The organism is Colwellia sp. RE-S-Sl-9 (assembly GCF_048296855.1).
Classification (GTDB): domain Bacteria; phylum Pseudomonadota; class Gammaproteobacteria; order Enterobacterales; family Alteromonadaceae; genus Pseudocolwellia.
The window spans coordinates 2366940-2386976 of record NZ_CP182631.1 but is presented as its reverse complement, the minus strand read 5'-3'; the positions used below and the strand labels follow the sequence as shown (position 1 = coordinate 2386976).

Genomic DNA, 20037 nt, shown 5'->3' with positions numbered 1-20037 from the left:
GTGTCTTAGGCACAGGTCTATGCTGTAGGTGAGAGTACAAACTTAGGTGAAAAACTAAGGAGTAAATATGAAAGTAACAGAGCTGGCAAAAAGCCTTGGAACGACTGCTGATACGGTGCGCTATTACACGCGATTGGGACTGTTAAAACCTGCTAAGTCAGTGAACGGCTACAAGTCATACTCGAATAAAGAGGTATCGAGACTTAAATTCATTTTAAGTGCCAGAAGCCTTGGTTTTTCCGTTGCTGATATCAAGCAAATTCTTAATGAATCTGAAGATGGTAAAAGTGCGTGCCCATTAGTCAGAAGCCTTATCAAAGAGCGGCTTGAAGAAACAGAAAAACAGTTTCAAGCAATGTTGGCACTTCGAGGAAAAATGTCTTCAGCTCTTTCTCAATGGGAAGAAATGGAAGACAAAGCACCGACTGCAAACATGGTTTGTCATCTCATCGAAAACTTTGAACAAATTAAAAAGGCATAGGAGGAAAAATGGTGACTACTAATACAAATATAGAAACCGAATCAGGCTGTTGCTGTCAGGCAAAAGCTCAATCCTCTTCGTGTAAAAGTAAGGAGAATACGTTGGAGAAAGTATCACATAACCAACAGCTCATCATTGAAGGAGCTGGGTGTGCTAGCTGTGTAGGCAAAATTGAAGGGGCGTTAAAGACAACTCTTGGTGTAGTCAGTGCGGAAATGAATTTTGCTGATAGGACTGTAACAGTTTCTGGGACAGCTAAGACAGAAGAATTGATCAAAGCTGTTGAGTCTGTGGGGTATAACGCGAAGCCAATTGATGATAGCTCGGCAACAGATGCGCTTGATGAGAAAGAGGCGGCTGATTGGGCGTATTACAAAAAGCTAATGCGCGATACGTTTATTGCCCTTTCACTCGGCGTTCCTTTGATGATCTACAGCATTGTGGTTGGAGAAATGACGGTTGAAACAAATCTTGAACGCATGTCTTGGCTGGTTGTAGGCATTTTAACTTTTGGTGTTATGTATTTTTCAGGTAAGCATTTTTATGTTGGCGCTTGGAAAAGCTTTAAAAACCACTCCGCTAATATGGACACCCTAATAGCTTTGGGAACAGGTACAGCTTGGCTGTATTCGATGGTTGTCGTGTTTGCACCTGAAGCCGTTCCATTGATGGCACGGCATGTTTATTTTGAAGCTACCGCCATGATCATTGGCTTAATTGATTTAGGTCTAGCATTAGAAATAAAAGCCAGAGGCAAAACCTCTGAGGCCATTAAACGTCTTATCGGCTTGCAAGCCAAAACGGCAACCGTAGTTCGTGATAATAAAGAGGTTCAGATTGGTATTGAGCAGGTTTTGCTGAATGATATTGTGAAGGTAAAACCGGGTGAAAAAATTCCCGTCGATGGTGTGGTATTGGAAGGACACACCTCTATTGATGAATCCATGCTGACAGGCGAACCTATGCCTGTTGAAAAAGCCGAAGAAGATGAGGTTGTCGCTGGTACTTTGAACAAATCAGGCATGATTTTATTTAGAGCCACACGCGTTGGCAAAGACACGGCACTTGCGCAGATCATCAATATGGTGAAACGAGCACAAAATTCAAAACCGCCGATTGGCCGCTTGGCCGATGTTATTTCAGCTTTTTTCGTGCCTGTCGTGATGATCATCTCTGTGTTAAGTGCGCTAGCATGGCTTAACTTTGGACCTGAGCCAGCAATTGCTTTTGCCATCGTATCAGCAACTACCGTACTCATTATTGCCTGCCCATGTGCTTTGGGCTTAGCAACGCCTATGTCGGTGATGGTCGGAGTAGGAAAAGCAGCAGAAGCCGGAGTGCTTATTCGAAACGGTGAAGCACTGCAAACCGCCTCTAAAATCACTGCCATGATTTTAGATAAAACGGGCACTATTACTGAAGGGGCACCTAAGGTAACCGATATTGTTTTAGCAAAAGCTACTGACGAAAAAGACGTACTACAGCTTGCAGCAAGTTTAGAAAGCGGCTCAGAGCACCCTTTAGCGCAAGCGATTGTTGAAAGTGCATTAGATAAGGATATTGAGTTACTAAAAATTGAATCGTTTAACGCCATTACGGGTTTCGGTGTAGAAGCAAGCTGCAACAACAAAGCCCTGCTTTTCGGTAACGATAAATTAATGCAGTTAAAAGGCATTGACCTTACTGGCTTTGTTGGACAAGCACAGTCTTTAGCAAAAGAAGCCAAAACACCAATGTATTTTGCTGTTAATGGTGAGCTGGCCGCAATTATTGCTGTCTCAGACCCAATCAAGTCAGACTCAATCTCCGCGATTAAACGGCTTCAAACCAATGGGATTCGCGTCATCATGCTAACGGGCGATAACAAGGAAACCGCCGCCGCTGTTGCCAAAAAAGCGGGTATTAGTGAGTTTCTTGCTGAAGTGCTGCCAGAAGACAAAGCCAACAAAGTTAAAGAGCTACAAGACAACGGCGAAACTGTTGGTATGACAGGAGATGGCATTAACGATGCCCCTGCACTAGCGTTAGCCGATGTTGGTTTCGCCATAGGCACAGGGACTGATGTAGCAATCGAAAGTGCTGACATTACCCTAATGCGTGGTTCACTTCATGGCCTTGCTGATGCCATAGCGGTAAGCAAAGCCACTTTACGAAATATCAAACAAAACTTGTTTGGCGCGTTTGTCTATAACGTAGCCGGGATTCCTTTTGCTGCGGGGATTCTATATCCCTTCTTTGGCATTCTGCTTAGCCCTGTAATTGCAGGTGCTGCAATGGCGTTTTCGTCACTGACTGTAGTGTCAAATGCAAATCGACTTCGCTTTTTTAAAGCCCAAAACTCATAGAAAGTAAGCATTAAGGAGAAACACGATGATGGTAATTAACTTATTAGGCTTAGTGTTAATCGCACTGATTGTTTGGTGGTTTTGGCTATACAAACCCAATAAAACAATTGTTCAAGATAATGAGGTACTCATTGAAGTGAGAGATGGCGTGTATTCACCATCCTCAATCCAAGTGTCTGCTAGTCAACCTGTCACTCTGAAGTTTATGCGCAAAGATCAATCATCCTGCGCTGAAACAATGCTTATTCCATCATTGGAGATAAGCGAGCAGCTTAAATTAAATGAAATTACTCAAATTACCTTATTGAACTTATCACCGGGAGAGCATGAGTTTCATTGTCAGATGCAAATGTATCGCGGTGTCTTAAAGGTTGTTTAGGAGGGTTTATGAACATGAAAAAAGTGACAGCCATTTTTGATGAAATGGTATTAGCGCGAGTAGAAGAGGCGCTACTTTCACATGGCTATAAAGGCTTTACTATCCATAAAGCGATGGGCAGAGGCGTATATGCTGATACCTACAATAGAAATCACTTATCAGCACATATAGTGATGACCATTTACGTCGCCTTCGACGATGCAGAACATGTTGCTGAAGTTTTGCTTGATGCAGCGCATACCAACGTTGAAGGAGAAGGATTAGTTAGCGTCTCTCCTGTGGATAATCTCTACTGGATAAATTCTAAGTCTGAAGCTTTAGCAGAAGATTTACGGTCAATAGGAGGCCAACATGAAAAATGAGCACCCTAAATTTTGGTCAACACCCACGGGTTGGGCTGCATTGGTGCTTATTGCCGCAGCCACCTATTTTTTAATCTTTGAACATGGACAGCATGTACTGCAATTTCTTCCTTATTTAATTTTATTGCTATGCCCGTTGATGCACGTATTTATGCATGGCAGTCATGGCAAACATGGTCACGATCATTCACATGCGCCTGATGAGAAAAAGGAAGAGAGCTTTCAAGAACTCACGGATAAAAATGCTGCCTATCGTGACGGCTACATACAAGGTTTAGAAGAAGGACGAAAAGGATCTCATAAAAAGGAGAACAGTGATGAATGAGACATATGATTATGGTCTATGGTCAATGGTGATACTGAACTCAGCAATTTTTATCTTTTTTGCCTTTAGTTTTGTCAAACCAAAAACATCGACTGATTGGCGAAGCCTTGGAGCGTTCTCCGCCTTTATTGTTGCCCTATTTACTGAAATGTATGGCTTTCCTTTAACTATCTATTTTCTATCGGGGTGGCTTACTGAGACCTATCCAGAAGTAAACTTCTTTGCGCATGAAAATGGGCACTTGTTACATACTTTCTTTGGTTTTGAAGGTGATGCCCATTGGGACCCATTTCATATAGCAAGTATGGCGTTTATTGTTGCAGGTTTCTTTATGTTGTCTTCAGCATGGAACGTATTACATCACGCGCAAAAACACCATCAATTGGCTACTACAGGGTGGTATGCAAGGTGTCGCCACCCACAGTACGTAGCTTTCATTCTAATCATGTTCGGCTTTTTATTGCAGTGGCCGACAATCCCAACACTTGCGATGTTTCCGATCTTAGTCGTTGTTTACGTCAAGCTAGCGAAACGCGAAGAAGCACAAGCGATTGCTGAGTTTGGCTCTGAGTACCACAGGTATATGGAATCGACACCAAGTTGGGTCCCAAATTTTAATAAGAACATAGAAGGTAAAAATCATGAAAACGTTAGGTAAATCAATTTTATTTGTCAGCTCACTATTGGCGGCCACAAGTTTATTTGCTCAAAACAATGAGCATAAACATGAAGGTGAGAACAAATCGGATATGCATCAAGGCATGGCAATGTCGCATGAGAACATGGGAAAAATGCATTCAAAAATGATGGAAATGAAAAAGGAAGTCCATGCCATAAAAGCTGAAAAAGATCCTGAAAAGCAAAAGCAGATGATGGCTGAACATCACCGCTCAATGATGAAGATGATGCAATCCATGCACAAAAACATGGAAGCAATGCCAATGCATAAGCAAATCAAGATGGCTGAACATCATCTGGAAATGATGGAAAACATGATGCCACAAATGAAAGACAAAATGGCAGAAATGAAAGACAAAAAACAACAACACTCGCACTCACATTAGGAGATAAATTATGAGCGATTTAGATCATAGAGTTGGCGTTAGAGAGCAGAATTTAGTTGTTCGAAATTTAAGGCTAAGTAATGTCACAGAAGAAAACAGTGACAAGTTAGTAAAAGAAATTGATCAGCTTTTTGGTATAGATGAAGTCAGTTACAACATCAAAGAAGGTGAAATACACCTTGCCTATGATGCGGCAAATATAAACCTTGATGGGATTGAGGAAGTTATTCGCAAACATGGTGCCGATGTTCATGATGATTGGTGGACGCACACTAAAGAAAGTTACTACAAATTTGTTGATCAGAATGTTAAAGACAACGCCGCTCATAAACCGTGGAGTTGTCACAAAGTTCCTCCGGGTGCAAGCCGGAAAAATAAGTAAGCTTCCAAAGAGCTTGCTCAGTTAATAAGTTAGATGAGGAAAAAATGATGAAAACATCCAATATTAAAATTCTTCTGTTATTTGTGTTCGGTATCTTTTTAGCGGGTTGTTCCAATACTGCGTTTTATCACAAAAATATGATGAGGGGCCAAGTGGTTGAGCAGTCTACTGATCGAACTCTGATTTGTATTGGTGCCAAACATGGTGCAGAGGTTGGACAAAAATACAGTGTTATTAGATTCCATGAGGAAATTGCGCCGGGTGAAGGTGATGACCCGTACACCATTGAAAAAGTAGGGACTGTTCAAATTACTAAAATTGTGAATGATCACTTCGCAACGGTAAAACTCCTATCTGGTGACATCGCGGCGAAAGATATGGTGGAACTTGAAGACTAATAAGGTGGTGGCGAAAGCCACCACAGGAGAATAACGATGAAACTTAATGAAAAAGCTTTTGCGTTGGCTTGTGCCGCCGCCTTTGGCATTGTTTGGGTTGTGTGTTCAGTTCTGGTTATGGTGATGCCAGATATGATGTCCAGTATGACTGGAAACATGTTACATACGGATTGGAAAAGTATGGGCTGGCATATGTCCTTTATAGGGGTATTTATTGGTGGTTTTTTGTGGGCGTTATTGATGGGGATCACTGGCTGGCTGATCGCTAAAATCTATAATATGCAATCAAGTTAGCAAGAGAAGGTTAATTTTAGTGGAATTATCTCAAGGTCATTATTTGAAGCAATGGTTGGGCAGTACACTAATTATAGAGTTAATTGGTGAATTAACCGTTAGTGGAATAAACCAATATTTGGAAGAGATTACCGATGAGCTATCTTCGGTCAACCAGCCTGTTAATTTTATTTTGGATCTATCTTGTTTTAAAGGTGTAGTTGTTAGTAGTTGCTGTAACGTAGAGCCAATAGCAATGCAAATACGCTCTACTGGAGTGACTTCAGCGAGGAAAGCTATTGTTGGAGATAAGTCAAAAGTTGTTCAAATAGATATAACCGAGTTTCCGGGATGCTCTATTAATAATACTGAACACTTTAGTGACCTGAGTAGCGCGTTAAGGTGGATTCAATGATGCTTACTATTTGCCTGATTATTAAAAAGTATAAATAAAAGTAACGGATGTTAAACTAAAGATAGTATTTAGTTTCGTTCATGAACGAAATGTATTTTGTGGACTTTCGTTCACTTAATTGTTAAGGTGTACGAAAGTTACAGGTTTCGTACATATGAAAGTTGGTTTTGCAAGAGTTTCAACTAAAGAACAAGATTTGAATGTTCAATTGTCCAAGTTGGACGCTCATGGCTGTGAAAAAATATTTCAAGGCAAACAGTCTGGTGCTTCAGTTAGAAATGAAGAAAAGCTAAAGGAACTCATCGATTTTATCAGGGAAGGTGATGAAGTTATTGTTACCCGCCTTGATCGACTGGGCCGATCATTAAAGTCTATTCTTGAGGCAATTGAAAGTATCCACAAAAAAGGTGCTTGTTTAAATATTATTGACGGTTCTCTCAATACCAAAAATGATAATCCGTTTGCCACCGCCATGATCAACCTATGTGGAGTATTCGCTCAACTTGAGCGGGATCTTATAAAAGCCAGAACCGCAGAAGGTCGTGAAGAAGCTAAAGCTAAAGGCAAACACATGGGCAGATTGCCTGCATTGTCAGACAAGCAAGCGAAAGAATTATATAAAGATAAAATAAAGGGTGAATCGATTTCTGCATTAGCTAAGAAATATTCTGTTAGCCGCCCTACGGTTCACCGAACAATTGCAAGAATGGAACAGCAAAATAACAAATAAAAGGAGATGTTATGTGGTCTGATAAAGAATCAAAAATTGATTTTTTAAATTTTAATGAAACGGCTGAGTCGATTAAAGATCTTATAACTGAAAAGGAATTAATGCCGATTAGCATAGGTGTCTTTGGTGATTGGGGCGCTGGAAAATCGACTATTCTTGAACTTACCAAAGCATCTTTGGAAACTGATGAACAAGAATATATCCAAGTGCATTTCGATGCATGGACTTTCCAAGGGTACGATGATGCTAAAGCTGCGCTATTAGAAACAATCGCATCTACTTTAGTTAAAAAAGCAGCAGATGATAAAAATCTAAGTGCAAAAGCAAAAGAGTTTGCTGGACGTATAGATAAGATCAGGCTGATGGGGCTACTAATGGATGGCGGTGCGGCATTAGCTGGTATACCAACTATGGGTGGTATACAGAAGTTTATGGGGCTATTCAGTGGTGGCGACGATGGTGAATTGGATATTGGTGATGTAAAAGGTGCTGTCGATGGCGCTAAGGATGTCGCGAAGAAAAACAAAGGTTTGATCAAAGATAAGAAATCATTTTCACCTCCTAAAGAAATTAAAGAATTCCGAAAAGCATATTCTGATCTGTTAAAGGAGTTTGATAAGCCACTTATTGTCTATGTCGATAATTTAGATCGCTGCTCTCCATTTAATGCGATTTCAACACTTGAGGCGATCAGGTTATTTCTATTTTTACCAAATACCGCATTTGTAATTGCTGCCGATGAGGACATGATCCGCTTGGCGGTGCCGGAATATCACAAAGGTGCATCTCAACGACATCAAACTGATTATTTAGACAAGCTTATTCAAATTCCTGTGCATGTACCAAGACCCGGAGTTCTTGAAATAAGGGCATACTTAATGATGCTTACCGCCCAAGATCACGGCGTTACCGATGCTCAGTTAGAAACGATAAGATGTGCCCTTGAAGAATCATTAAGGCTGTCGTGGAAACAACCACAAATTACCGTTGACGAGCTACTTCAAGATCACACGATTGAAAAGCATTCCGAACTCAGAAGTAAATTTGTAGTAGCTGAACAGTTAGCTCCACTATTAGCTGAATCCACAAACATTAACGGTAACCCTCGCATAGTTAAGCGATTACTGAACCAAGTAAAGATGAGAAAGAAAACCGCTCACCGTCGAGGAATGCAGCTAGATGAAAAAACTATCACTAAGCTGGTAATTTTTGAGAGGTGCTTAGGCACTCAGGCTACCAATAAGCTTTATGAATTAATTGATAAGGAAAACGGATATCCAAAAGTATTAGCGGATCTCGAAAATCCAGAAGTTGAATTTGACGAAATAAAGTTACCTGAAGAGTGGAAGCTAGACCTAGCTTTTATTGATAAATGGTCAAAATTGCCTCCAATGTTTACTGAGATGGATTTAACCCCAGCGGCATATCTGAGTCGAGAAAGCATTCCAATGGGCGCTGTTAATGCGGTCATGTCGGGAGCAGCTCAAAAACTAGTAGAAGAATTAATGAAGCAAAAGGTAAGGGTCAGTGGCGTTAACTCTACTGCGATTACCGCAACTCCTAAGGAAGAATACATGTCAGTCATGGATGGTTTGATTGAAAACTTTAAGTTGATTGGTGATTGGACCGAAAGACCAACAGGCATTTATGGAGCTGTGCTACTTGCCAAGCAGGATGATAAATGTTGCTTAAGTCTTTTTACATTCTTAAAAAGCTTGCCTCGTCAAAGATGGCTTAATCCAATTTTAAAAGAACTAGAGGGAACTAAGTAATATGGGTACTTCAGCGTCGTCAACGGGACCGAATAATAGAAGTCCACTCATTCCATCGTGGGCAGAGCAAGGAGACCCCGTCACAATAGAACCTGCATCAGGTACTGATGGGGATGATCAAACTGGCTCTGATAATAATCAAGCTGATGATCAGAATGACAATAGCAATGATATTGACAATGACAAGGTTCAACAAGAAATTGGTGATTCGCCAACAACAACGCCGCCTCCAAATAGGTTTGCCAGTGCCAGAAGAGCATTTGGTAAATACGCTCAAACAGGTGGCTCAACCTCAGATCTAAGGCGTTCATTAAAAAGTTACTCTAGAAAAGGCTCTGGCGGAGGTAAAAGCACAAGCCGGAGACTAGCAAGCGGTATAACGGCTGGTTCTGGATTGCTTGGTGTCATGCGTGGCGACACCGTAACGGTTAATAATCAAAGCTTGTCATTAGGTGACTTAACTGGGTTATCGACTGACCAAGCAATTGACAAAATTGCTAGCCATTTAGCGCCTGATAATGCCGATTCGGATGCTGTCAGAGTTGCGTTGGATTACGCACTAGAAGAAGCACTCCCCGATACAGAAGAATTTGACCCAAACAGTTTTACTGACGAAGTTATTCAAGAAGCCATAGGCTGTTATTTAACAGATCTTATTTTTCAAGATGTGGTTGAAGGCATGGGCAGAGCTTGGTTTCATGTTGAGCCTGCAAGCAAGCATCATCAAATGGAAGTTGAATTAAGGGAATTAATAAAAGTGATCACACAAGAGCAGTTAGACAAAGTAACTAATGGCAACCCTAGTACTATTAGCAAGGAAAATATTACTAAAATTCAAGCTGATGCAATTGCAATGACAGTGGATGAATGGGAGAGCTTTGATGACTAATTTTTATTTTAACCATGACCCTGATAACTTGCCTGACTTTTCTGATGATTGTCATCCTGTCCAAATGTTTCACACGCATCAAAATGACATCACTAAGCACAGCTTAGTGTCAAAACAACTACTACAAACAGTTCGTGATTTAGGATTGCATGTAGATGCTGATGCAATAGATCTCATAACAATTGCAACCGCCGTTACTGCCGCTGATACATTTGAATTGAGGGATAATGCAGAAAATGCATGGGCTAGAAAAATGCATTTGCATGTTCCTGTTACAGATGAGGATATGTGGAATACTGTTGAACCTGAACTTAGCTCATTGCTTAACTTTCTTACAGGCGATCAATGGCAATTTACGTTTGAAAAAACAACTATGCCGATGCCTGCTCCTAAAAAAAGTGAGCAAGCGAAAGCAAAAGCAAAATCACTAATAGGACTTAATTCAGTCTGCCTTTTTTCTGGTGGCCTTGATAGCGCAGTTGGTGCAATTGACATTTTAAACGGAAAGTCAGACTTAAAACCGCTTTTGGTTAGTCACGCTTATCGTGGTGATGGCGCTAAACAGGAAGATATTAAGCAATTATTATCCCCGCCATTCGGCGAATTGGCCTATTCAATGTCTCCTCATATAATAAAACATTTAGAAGGTAAAACTGACATTAGCATGAGGGGAAGAAGCTTCAACTTCCTAGCTATGGCGGTACTTGGTATATCAGCCTTAAGAAATGCTAATTGCGATAGCAGTATTGAGACTATTGTCGTCCCTGAGAATGGCTATATTTCAATAAATCCACCGCTAACCAGAAGACGGATTGGTAGCCATAGTACTAGAACTACTCACCCAAACTTTCTGAACAGGCTTGAATCTTTGCTTAGAGATACTGGGTTCCATGTAAAATTTGTAAACCCTTATCAATTTAAAACCAAAGGTGAAATGTTAGCTGAATGCGTTGATCAAGATGCAATTAAAAAAGCAGTTCCCTTGAGCGTATCATGCAGTCATTGGCACAGAGAACATAAACAGTGTGGGCATTGTGTGCCTTGTCTAATTCGAAGAGCGTCAGTTTTTCATGCAGGATTTAAGGAAGATGCGCCATACAAGACAAAGCGGTTGAGAGGGCTTATCAAAGAAAAAGATACGCGAGATGATCTACAAGCGGTTCAAACAGCCATTATTAGGTTGAAACAGACTGATAATTATCGTTCTTGGCTACGAATGTCGGGGCCGATACCTCAAGAATTGGACAAGCGTGAAAAGCTGGAGTCAACGATTAAACGTGGTCTAGCTGAAGTTGAAGCGTTTATTAAAGATGAATTTAAATCATGATGGATCTTCATTGTCATGTTGATTTATATCCCGATCACGAGCTGGTTTTAAATGACATACAGCAAAGTGGATACTACGTATTATCCGTAACAACAGTGCCTTCTGCTTTTGAAGGCACTGTGAATCTAACCAAAGGTATAAACAAATGCAAAACTGCGCTAGGTCTACACCCACAATTAGCGCATTTAAGAAAAAATGAACTTACGTTGTTTGACCAGTTAGTAGGAAGAACTAGATACATAGGTGAAATTGGTCTCGACGGTTCGAAGGGCTTTAAAGATCATTTTGATGATCAATTAGAGGTTTTTACACATATTCTAAAAAAGTGTGAAATGTTCGAGGACAAGATACTTACTATTCATAGTCTAAACGCTACAGGGGAAGTACTCAAACAACTAGGGTTGCACCCAAAAGCTGGTACTTCAATCCTCCACTGGTTTTTAGGTACAAAGAAACAAGTTCTTGAAGCCGTTGAGCTAGGGTGTTACTTCTCCATTGGTCCTAGTATGATTAACTCTTCCAGAGCTAAAAAAGTAATTTCATGGCTACCGCAGGATAAGGTCCTATTGGAAACTGACGGCCCATTTGCAAGATTCAATGGCAATGTATTATTTCCATCAAATGTAAACTTAGTGATTGATTACTTAGCTATTGAGTGGGAAGTTAATGAAGCGCTGGTGATAGAAACTTTATCTAATAATTTAAAATGCCTAGTTACAAAAAAACAGTGTGACCACATTGAAAATATGGATATTCGCCCCATTTACAATAAATAAAGGAATAAGAATTAAAATAAATGGCTGCAACAATTCAATTTAAAACGGAAAAAAAATCTGGTTGGGTTTCTGGTTACGATCTTGAGAAGCTCCTAGTTGAAGTTAAAGACAAGATTTTCACCAATAAAAAAGCTCTAACTATAGTTATTCAAGCCAGAGCAAATGCACCAATAAACACCTTAATACGCTTGATTAATGTAGCCAACCAGCTTGATCATAAAGGCGTGAAAGTAACATTAGATTTTTCTGGAAAAACTAATAAATTACTTGGCTACTGTGAGACGATGGGTTTTTTTGAATGCCTTTCTGATGGCGTAAAACTTAAATCTCCAAATGGAATCAATAAAGTCAGTAGGATCAAAAAATCTGGCAACTCATATATTTCTATTAATAAAATATCTGGTTCTGTACACGATAAATCGTTACCTAAAAAGCTGGCAGCAAAAATTACTGATAAGATCCCCAATATTACTGAAGAACAGCGTAGCGAACTCTATATTCAGTTTTTTTCTCTATTTAGTGAACTAACTAGAAACGTTTGCGAACATAGCCAGACGGAATTAAATGGATTGGCAGCATTACAAATATATAAAAATAGAGCTGAAATTGTGGTTTGTGACAGTGGGATCGGATTACTTGAGTCACTTAAGCCTAGCTTAGCAAGCCATAATGCTGCCTATACAGGGTACTCTGATGTTGAACTTATATTGGAAATGTTGACTAAAGGTATTTCAAGTAAAGAAGGCGATCAAGGTGGTAATGGCCTTTGTACTTGTTTTCATCATGCAAAATTAACGAATTCTGATATGCACATTAGACTATCTGAAACCTACTACCACTTTTTCAAAGTCGCAGACAAACCTAATTTAATCGATTCCCTAATGATTAGTGAGCAGTTACTAGAACTCACAGGCACATTCATTTCTTTTGCTGTACCATTTAACAAATAGTTTGACAAAATGTAGAGTTATCTGCTTCAATATAAAATATGAAACAGAATGAAAATGTTATAAGTCTCGTAAGAATTTTTGAAAAGAATTCTTTGACAGGGATCGGGGACGATGAAGGCAAGCAAGTTTTTAACGAGCTTGTTTTTTTTATCGACAAAAAACCAGAATATAGAATTTTCTATATCTCTATTAAAGATGTTGTATTTGACGCATCTTTTGCTAGAGAAGGTCTTGTTCGTTTGGCAAAGCATTACAGAAAAGAAAAAGGAATTTGTCTTATAGATGCAGAAAAAGAAATGTTAAGACTTAACATTCTTGCTCCCGTCTTGAGTTTAAATCAGCCGATGCCTTTTTATAATGGCGATCATTATGATCATATCAAAATGGACAAAGTCGGCAGTCCTTCAAAAACTAATAAACCTATATTTGATTTCGTTTATAAGAATGGTATTTCAAGTGCAAGTGATGTTGCTGAATACCTTGGTTTTAAAGTGAATAACGCTAGTACAAAACTAAAATCGCTATATGAAGATGGCTTCTTACTTCGTGTAGAAGATAAGTCAGAAACTGGCGGTGTTGAATTCAAATATTACGCAATTAAATAGACCATCAAAAAAAACTTTGATCCTTTTGTTCGAATATGTATAATTAGACCATCAAAATTTATTTTGATGGTCTAGCTTTGTTGTACATTAGATTGAATCATTAGGTTTATGAAAGTCAAAAAAGCTTATCAAGGAAAGGACTGCCTGATCGAGTTACCAGCAAGATCAGGCAAAGATGAACCATACTTGAGAGGCACATCTAAGGAATTTTTTACGTTCCAAGCGCGGCTAAATTTAGTCTATTTCGTAATTAATTTCAACCTTTAGCCTCTCTTTAAAACTTTAAGGAGTTGGCGATGGCCGATAAGAAAAAGAAGATCCGTGTTCCTAAGGGCATGAAGTTGATTTTTCGCAGATATCGTAAAGATCCCAAGTCAAAACAACTATTAGATGCTCGAAAATATGGTTGTAAGGCTTGGCCTCTTTTGGTTCCTGCTGAATAACAGCTAGCTAAAACTAGGGCATTTTGCTTGATGTTTGATGCCCAAATTCTTATTAATTTTTTACGGAGTAGTTTAAATGACTAATTCTAAGCAATCCTCAAAGGCGTTAGCGTCAAAAGCAGCGTCCACATTAAACGACCCATCTGCATCGCAAGTGCAAAAGTCGCTTGCAGCATCTGTATTAAGCCAGTCAAGTTCAAGCAACCAGACTAGTAGTGAGATGGAAACAAAAGCTTCTGAGGTATTAAAAAGTAGCAAATATAGTGATGAGACTAAGTCTTTCGCTGCGTCAGTACTATCTCAATCAAATAAAGCAAGATAGTAAATAATTGCAACTATTACCTGCGCTTTCGAGCGCAGAAGGGGGACATATGTCTTTTAATAATTCCGCAGCTAAAGCCTTGGGTACATCAAATTGGGAACACAAGTTTAAAGACTGGTCAACAGGTCCGGGAAAAACAGAGCGAGTGCGCTGCGAAAATGCCATTAGTATGATTAAAAGTGCAATAGAATCATCCGAAAAACTTAAGAGCAAGTCGATTAATGTTTTTTTGCAGGGATCTTATCGAAATAAAGTAAATGTACAGGCCGATTCTGACGTTGATGTCGGGATTGTTTGCTCGGATGTCTTTTTTGGACATTACCCTAAAGGGTATAACAGAGATTCGTTTGGCTATGTTGCTGCATCTTATAGCTTTGATGACTTCAAAGATGACATAGAAAAGGCATTAGTTGACAAGTTTGGTAGGGCGGCGGTAACACGGGGAAGCAAAGCCTTTGATATCAAAGCTAACACTTATAGAGTTGAAGCAGATGTTGCACCATTTATGGAACACAGGCGATTTAAAACTAATGGAAGCTATATTACAGGTGTCCAACAATTTTCTGACGATGGTAAAAAAATCATCAATTGGCCTGAACAACATTACGAAAACGGTGTTAGTAAAAATACACTTACTTCAAGAAAATATAAGCGAACTGTCCGTGTCTTTAAAAAATTAACGAATGAAATGGCCGCAAATGGAATTGAGGATGCTAAAGGCATTCCGGGATTTTTATGTGAGTGTTTGATCTGGAACGTGCCAAATGAATATTTCAATTACACTACTTTTTATGACGTTTTACGCAACGCGATAGTATATCTGTACGCAGAATTGGGAAAAGAATCGTCTGATGAATGGGGTGAAGTTAGTGAGTTAAAATATTTATTTGGTTCCAATCAAAAATGGACAAAACAGCAGGCCCGTAAGTTGTTAGTTGCGGCATGGAATTATGTTGGGTACGAATAATGAAAAATATAGTACTCAAAAGCACCATTTACGTTTTAATTGGAGTATCAGCGCTTATCTGGTTTGGTTTTGCTTGGATTAGTGGGCTGAACCTATCTTTAGCTAAAGATTTTTTTAGCCTTGTACCTAAAGTTGTTAGTGCTGATTTATTGCTTATAGCTATTTTTGTCAAATGGGGGTGGAAGTTTAAAATATTTAGGGGGTGGCTAGTACCATTTCCCGATCTAAACGGTACGTGGGTTGGTTATGTATATTCTAGCTGGGTAGACGAAGCTACAGGTAATAAAATAGCTCCTATACCTGCAATGCTCACCGTTAAACAGACATTTTTCTCAACATCATATGTTGTTCGAACTTCTGAAATGCAGAGTGACTCTTATGTAGAAGGTTTTTTAATTGACGAACAGCGTCAGCAAAAAGAGCTTACATACAGCTATACGAGTAGACCACGAGCTAGTTTGTCGCATAGGAGTAACCCCCATGATGGCGCATGTGTCTTGTCCATTATTGAAAACCCTAAGCGTAGGCTAAAAGGGCGCTATTGGACTGAGCGACAAACTACTGGTGAGATGATCTTCGATTTTTACAGTGATGATTTACTTGAAGAGTTGCCTGATGATCACCGTGAACATCCGAAAACAGAGCCTGAAAACCAGAGGTAACATGAAAGGACTTTTAAATCATGCGTCAGTGATCATTAGCCTGATTTTAGCGGCATTATATGCGCTTGGGTTGATGTATCATTTAAGTTTTCTCAAAACGTTTGGCATAGAAGAAACGCAATTTCCATTGTCAATTGATAGGATCTTTTATCAGGGCTTTTTTGCCTTTGCTAATTTAACCGCTCCTAATATTAGCTTTGTTTTATTATGCGCTTCTGGCGTACTGATTACGGCATATTTAGCTATTTTGGTTATCGAAATAGCGAAACGCTCCAATTTTGTCGAACCAGCATTTTCAAAGCTAAGAAATGCATTCAATAAAGAACCCAATAAAATTGAACTACATCCTGCATTAGAAGACTTTGCAGAATTTTCAGCAAAAGTGTTTTGGTATGTTTGTGCTGGAGTGTTTTTTTATCTTTCTGTAATACTGGTGCTTATTGCGGCTGAACATGTAGGCAAAGAAAATGCCGAGCAATATATGGAAAAGATCAAGAATAATCAGGTTGCGGTTGATGAACTATTAGTCGAAGTTAATAAAGGGGTGGTTGAAAAATATACTGGCTATTCAATAGCGTGTAACAGCCACCAATGTGCATATTTTGACGGAGTAACATCATCTGTATTTAATCACAATGCTGTTAAATCTCTTCAATCTAAACCTGTTCAGCAATAGAACCACATAGAATTTGTTAACACCAGTAAGGAATACATATAGTCGTTATGTCAGTGCCTTTAATTAACACCCAAGATCAACGAGCCATGAAAGCCGCTTTTTCTATGTTGAGTTTTCCTCATAAATATTTTGCCAATCCCGCAAACATTCCTCGGTTAAATAAGATGTTCGAAGGTCACAAACCAGCCGAACAGTTAATTGATTTGCTCAACAAATCACAACTCAAGCTTGCTAATTATATGGATTTTTCTTCCAAAGATGTAGAAGGGTATAAAAGGATTAAGGATGTTATTTCTGATCAAACGACGAATTACGTAAATGTTCAATCGGAATTTCAAGATGACACACCTTTAACGCTAACTTCAATTGGTATTGATAACCACGTATGTAACGTTAATATGAATGTTGCTGAACTTATTAATGATCAACAGATTTTATTGAATAATGGAGAGTTAGATACTGAATTAGTATCAGAAATCTTAGATATTGCTTGGATTGTGCAGCATTTTGCTTTGCTAACCTCAGGAACATTAAAGTTGGAGGTACAACAAGATGGTTCATTTTTGTTTAAACAGATTGAGCCGGAACTTTTCACTCCAATTTGGTTTGGCGATTCATTAGAGTTTTTATCCCTAAAAGCAGCAACAAATGCTATCGCAAGCTTCGCTGTTGCGACTTACCAAAATGATGAGCCTATGACAGACTCAATTCAAGGTCTACATGCCAGAGTACTCTCAATTATTCCTCAGCACTGGCGATTAGGCTTAGGCAGTAGAACGTTGGAACTATTTCATGAAATCGCAGATCTGGTAATTTTCTTGGTAAATGTTGTTCAAAGAAAGGAGATCGATAAATCTGAAAAACCTTTAAGTAAGGGCGAGGTTAAACGAATGATCCGTCAATACCCAGAGAGAAAAGGACTATTGAGAACTTATGAGCTGATCAAGGAATTTCAGAAAAAGAACAAACCAGAAGATAGGCTCTTTGATATTAGAAATGGAGGACTAGTTTTGGGGCCACTGAAATTGGTACGTGGCCTAATCCAACAGATGGAATATTTTGCTTTGAAAAAGCAAGGACCTGATTGGCACTCATTACTTGAAAAAGAGCAAACCCGTTTTTTACTCGATGATTTGATAAAATGTAATCACCTTGATGTTCTCGAATTTGAACTAAAGCCTGATAAATTTGATTCGTCTGACTACCCTGATTTAAGACTAGATGTTGATTTTTTCATTCGAGATAAATCAATCAATATCGTATACGCGGTTCAGCTAAAACATGTTACTACAGATACGGAAGCTGGTTTGAAATCGTGGTTCAAGCTTATCGGGCAGGAAGACAAAAAGCTTAATACGGGAATACTTCAACTTGAAAGGTTAGATGAAGTCGTCAATAACTCCAGCTCAGCAAGGGAGTACCTAATTGAAAATGGCTTAACTAAAGATGAAATTTTAAATCTAAAACCAATTGTCGTTCATAATATTGGTTCCCTTGACTGCATTACACTCCACAACGGAATCTGCCTTTACGATTTATATACTTTTAAGAAGGTACTATCTGGGTGTTGGGGGTCAATTGAGTTTTACCAAAATGGCTATTATGAAAGCTCTTTTACTGAATCAAATGGTCAAAACAGTGTTGATCTTTCCAACCCTCGTAATGTCATCGATGTATATCTCCGAGAGACTAGATTTACTGAATTGAAGCATTTTGACGGAGCAAGGTATATAACGAGAAGCGTAACAATAAATGGAATAAAAGTCAGCGCAGAAGGAATCGGGGTCTAATTAAATATCAAATCCCAGAAAGAACAAAGGAGAGCAAAAAGCTCTCCTAAAGTTACTAATACGACAACAAAGAGTTGAAGGGTTAGCCGCTGCCTAACCTGCCAAATACTCGTCCTTTACGAACCGACCTTCAGCAAGGTGCCTACGCGGGTCTCGTCTGGATTTTAAGAGCGGGGAGACTCAAGCACACTCTATATTTACAATTATGATGTTAATTGACGTATTCGTCAAGATCATTTAGCAGATGAGCTGATTAGACTCGCACCATGCACTACTGCGTGCGGGTAACAGGATTTTACCAGATCATGTGCTGTTTTCAATGTAGTACCAGTGGCAAGAAGATCATCTACTAATAGAATTCGTTGAGGCTCGTTATTAACCACTGTAGTGTTATTCAAGCATAACGGAGGAAATTCACTTCTGTATGGAACGGGAATTCCTTTTAAAGAAAAATCGCCTTGAAATCCTTTCTCGGTCAATTGCTTTCTCAGCCTATGTGATAATGTTTTATGCTCTTCCACGCTGATATCAGCTCTATCTAATAGTGCAAGAGCTTCTTCAATAGTCAACTTACGTAAAAAGTCGGATGAGTGATGCGCAGTAAAAATATTTGCTAAACGCTTGCCAATAAGGCGGCTAATATTGTGTGAAGAGGGCATCGAGATAATCAGGTCATAGCCATTAGGCTCTTCAGCTTGAAAACTGTTAACAATAACACTATAGCTTTCTCTGAGTAGTTTAATGCTGGTAATATCAGTAGTAAGGTTATCTTTGCCTTTTAATGCGTAGATTATTGGACAGTTATCACCGGGGATCTTACGGTGCTTTCTTCTTGATTTAGCCGAAGCTAATAATCTCTTAAACAAAGAATAAATTGTTAGGCCGCCTATCTCTTCTTTGGTTGGATTTCCTTGAGGTCTGGTTTTCAACCACTCTTTATTATCGTGATCAACTTTAACGACATTTCCTTGTACTATAAGCCCCAATTGTCACCTCAAATAGATGTAATTATTGTACTCAGTCTATCTATTTATTGGCTAATATGGAATCTTCACAATTCGTTTTTTGAACAACAGGTCGTCCCTTTTTGAATAGGAGGGCATTTAACTGTTCCGTAAGAGCAATAAACGCAACAATCACCTTTTAACGGTTTAAGCAGTGCTTTACAGCTTTCGCATTCGTAATACCACTGACAAGCGTTTGTTAGCATGGTTTCCACCTTGCTAAATCCACATTCGGGGCAAGTGATTTTAGATTCTAGTTCTATACCTTGCATACTGGTTCCTTAATGGGCTTAACAATATCTAAAATAGACATTACGACCATCCAAATGATCCCAAAGTAAAATAAGTAAGTGCTCCAGTCGTATTGCCATAAAGGATACAGGGTCAGCAATACTGCAATTGGGCCAATGACACTTAAAACGCCTCTCAATGAATCTCGATGTTGATACCAATTATAGAAATTAACTAACAACGCTAGTGAAGCAAATAATGGCAATAAGGTGTTCACCGCTATCCCTTCAAAATGTGAAAGAAAACCTAACCCAAGAGCGGATGCCAATGAGCCGAGTGCCGGAAAACATGCTGTGCAGCTAAGGGCGGCTAGCCAAACGCCACCAGAACCTACTTTATCTAGAATTTTATTGATCATAACTATCTACCTCAATTTTTAAGGTAGTATAAACTCCGTACATAAGTACGG

At 39.1% G+C, this 20037-nt stretch carries 27 protein-coding genes; 24 read left to right on the top strand and 3 right to left on the bottom strand.

Annotation, left to right across the window (positions count from 1 at the left end):
* The first annotated feature begins 67 nt into the window (after window positions 1-67).
* From ACM9HF_RS10215 to ACM9HF_RS10100, 24 genes are all read left to right on the top strand, one after another.
* A complete protein-coding gene (locus ACM9HF_RS10215) occupies window positions 68-481 on the top strand; it encodes a MerR family transcriptional regulator (protein WP_473618232.1) in 414 nt (137 codons plus the stop codon).
* Between the two features lie 101 nt (window positions 482-582).
* Window positions 583-2826, top strand: coding sequence for a heavy metal translocating P-type ATPase (locus tag ACM9HF_RS10210; RefSeq protein WP_473618285.1), 2244 nt, complete (start codon window positions 583-585; stop codon window positions 2824-2826).
* 25 nt (window positions 2827-2851) lie between these two features.
* A complete protein-coding gene (locus ACM9HF_RS10205; RefSeq protein ID WP_473618231.1) occupies window positions 2852-3205 on the top strand; it encodes a cupredoxin domain-containing protein in 354 nt (117 codons plus the stop codon).
* A 23-nt stretch (window positions 3206-3228) separates the two neighbouring features.
* On the top strand, window positions 3229-3567 hold the full coding sequence (locus ACM9HF_RS10200; protein ID WP_473618230.1) for a P-II family nitrogen regulator: 339 nt from the start codon (window positions 3229-3231) through the stop codon (window positions 3565-3567).
* A complete protein-coding gene (locus tag ACM9HF_RS10195) occupies window positions 3557-3892 on the top strand; it encodes a DUF2933 domain-containing protein (protein WP_473618229.1) in 336 nt (111 codons plus the stop codon). The genes ACM9HF_RS10200 and ACM9HF_RS10195 overlap by 11 nt, the downstream gene beginning before the upstream one ends.
* Window positions 3885-4550, top strand: coding sequence for a methyltransferase family protein (locus ACM9HF_RS10190; protein ID WP_473618228.1), 666 nt, complete (start codon window positions 3885-3887; stop codon window positions 4548-4550). The genes ACM9HF_RS10195 and ACM9HF_RS10190 overlap by 8 nt, the downstream gene beginning before the upstream one ends.
* The gene (locus ACM9HF_RS10185) at window positions 4534-4956 is read left to right on the top strand and encodes a hypothetical protein (protein ID WP_473618227.1); all 423 of its coding nucleotides are present in this window, start codon (window positions 4534-4536) and stop codon (window positions 4954-4956) included. The genes ACM9HF_RS10190 and ACM9HF_RS10185 overlap by 17 nt, the downstream gene beginning before the upstream one ends.
* 10 nt (window positions 4957-4966) lie before the next feature.
* The gene (locus ACM9HF_RS10180; RefSeq protein ID WP_473618226.1) at window positions 4967-5338 is read left to right on the top strand and encodes a cation transporter; all 372 of its coding nucleotides are present in this window, start codon (window positions 4967-4969) and stop codon (window positions 5336-5338) included.
* Between the two features lie 137 nt (window positions 5339-5475).
* Entirely contained in the window at window positions 5476-5736 is a 261-nt protein-coding gene (locus tag ACM9HF_RS10175; protein WP_473618225.1) for a hypothetical protein, read from the top strand.
* A 36-nt stretch (window positions 5737-5772) separates the two neighbouring features.
* Window positions 5773-6030 (top strand): DUF5676 family membrane protein, encoded by a 258-nt coding sequence (locus ACM9HF_RS10170; RefSeq protein WP_473618224.1) that lies wholly within the window; start codon window positions 5773-5775, stop codon window positions 6028-6030.
* Between the two features lie 19 nt (window positions 6031-6049).
* Window positions 6050-6424, top strand: a complete 375-nt coding sequence (locus ACM9HF_RS10165; RefSeq protein ID WP_473618223.1) for a hypothetical protein — start codon at window positions 6050-6052, stop codon at window positions 6422-6424.
* 154 nt (window positions 6425-6578) lie between these two features.
* Window positions 6579-7154, top strand: coding sequence for a recombinase family protein (locus ACM9HF_RS10160; protein ID WP_473618222.1), 576 nt, complete (start codon window positions 6579-6581; stop codon window positions 7152-7154).
* Between the two features lie 11 nt (window positions 7155-7165).
* Window positions 7166-8926 carry a KAP family P-loop NTPase fold protein gene (locus ACM9HF_RS10155; RefSeq protein ID WP_473618221.1) on the top strand — a complete coding sequence of 587 codons (1761 nt, stop codon included), beginning with the start codon at window positions 7166-7168 and terminating at the stop codon, window positions 8924-8926.
* Window position 8927: 1 nt separating this feature from the next.
* Window positions 8928-9815 carry a Qat anti-phage system associated protein QatB gene (locus ACM9HF_RS10150; RefSeq protein ID WP_473618220.1) on the top strand — a complete coding sequence of 296 codons (888 nt, stop codon included), beginning with the start codon at window positions 8928-8930 and terminating at the stop codon, window positions 9813-9815.
* Entirely contained in the window at window positions 9808-11142 is a 1335-nt protein-coding gene (gene qatC / locus ACM9HF_RS10145; protein WP_193332401.1) for a Qat anti-phage system QueC-like protein QatC, read from the top strand. The genes ACM9HF_RS10150 and qatC overlap by 8 nt, the downstream gene beginning before the upstream one ends.
* Window positions 11139-11918 carry a Qat anti-phage system TatD family nuclease QatD gene (gene qatD, locus ACM9HF_RS10140; RefSeq protein ID WP_193332402.1) on the top strand — a complete coding sequence of 260 codons (780 nt, stop codon included), beginning with the start codon at window positions 11139-11141 and terminating at the stop codon, window positions 11916-11918. The genes qatC and qatD overlap by 4 nt, the downstream gene beginning before the upstream one ends.
* 20 nt (window positions 11919-11938) lie before the next feature.
* Window positions 11939-12868 carry a hypothetical protein gene (locus ACM9HF_RS10135; RefSeq protein ID WP_193332403.1) on the top strand — a complete coding sequence of 310 codons (930 nt, stop codon included), beginning with the start codon at window positions 11939-11941 and terminating at the stop codon, window positions 12866-12868.
* 38 nt (window positions 12869-12906) lie between these two features.
* A complete protein-coding gene (locus tag ACM9HF_RS10130) occupies window positions 12907-13473 on the top strand; it encodes a hypothetical protein (protein ID WP_085282028.1) in 567 nt (188 codons plus the stop codon).
* Window positions 13474-13769: 296 nt separating this feature from the next.
* Window positions 13770-13916, top strand: a complete 147-nt coding sequence (locus ACM9HF_RS10125) for a hypothetical protein (RefSeq protein WP_175474806.1) — start codon at window positions 13770-13772, stop codon at window positions 13914-13916.
* Between the two features lie 76 nt (window positions 13917-13992).
* Window positions 13993-14238 (top strand): hypothetical protein, encoded by a 246-nt coding sequence (locus ACM9HF_RS10120; RefSeq protein ID WP_085282030.1) that lies wholly within the window; start codon window positions 13993-13995, stop codon window positions 14236-14238.
* Between the two features lie 49 nt (window positions 14239-14287).
* Window positions 14288-15205 (top strand): nucleotidyltransferase domain-containing protein, encoded by a 918-nt coding sequence (locus ACM9HF_RS10115; RefSeq protein WP_193332404.1) that lies wholly within the window; start codon window positions 14288-14290, stop codon window positions 15203-15205.
* On the top strand, window positions 15205-15867 hold the full coding sequence (locus tag ACM9HF_RS10110; protein ID WP_193332405.1) for a Cap15 family cyclic dinucleotide receptor domain-containing protein: 663 nt from the start codon (window positions 15205-15207) through the stop codon (window positions 15865-15867). The genes ACM9HF_RS10115 and ACM9HF_RS10110 overlap by 1 nt, the downstream gene beginning before the upstream one ends.
* A gap of 1 nt (window position 15868) precedes the next feature.
* A complete protein-coding gene (locus tag ACM9HF_RS10105; protein WP_193332406.1) occupies window positions 15869-16543 on the top strand; it encodes a hypothetical protein in 675 nt (224 codons plus the stop codon).
* Window positions 16544-16590: 47 nt separating this feature from the next.
* Window positions 16591-18333: a hypothetical protein gene (locus tag ACM9HF_RS10100; protein ID WP_193332407.1), complete on the top strand. Its 1743-nt coding sequence runs from the start codon at window positions 16591-16593 to the stop codon at window positions 18331-18333.
* Window positions 18334-18566: 233 nt separating this feature from the next.
* On the opposite strand, the gene ACM9HF_RS10095 is transcribed toward ACM9HF_RS10100, so the two are convergent.
* The 3 genes from ACM9HF_RS10095 to merC all read right to left on the bottom strand — a co-directional run bounded on the left by ACM9HF_RS10095 (window position 18567) and on the right by merC (window position 19986).
* Window positions 18567-19319, bottom strand: coding sequence for a phosphoribosyltransferase family protein (locus tag ACM9HF_RS10095; RefSeq protein WP_138628172.1), 753 nt, complete (start codon window positions 19317-19319; stop codon window positions 18567-18569).
* A 65-nt stretch (window positions 19320-19384) separates the two neighbouring features.
* Window positions 19385-19609, bottom strand: a complete 225-nt coding sequence (locus tag ACM9HF_RS10090; RefSeq protein WP_227009437.1) for a GDCCVxC domain-containing (seleno)protein — start codon at window positions 19607-19609, stop codon at window positions 19385-19387.
* Window positions 19597-19986, bottom strand: a complete 390-nt coding sequence (gene merC / locus ACM9HF_RS10085) for an organomercurial transporter MerC (protein WP_008109712.1) — start codon at window positions 19984-19986, stop codon at window positions 19597-19599. The genes ACM9HF_RS10090 and merC overlap by 13 nt, the downstream gene beginning before the upstream one ends.
* Window positions 19987-20037: the final 51 nt, after the last annotated feature.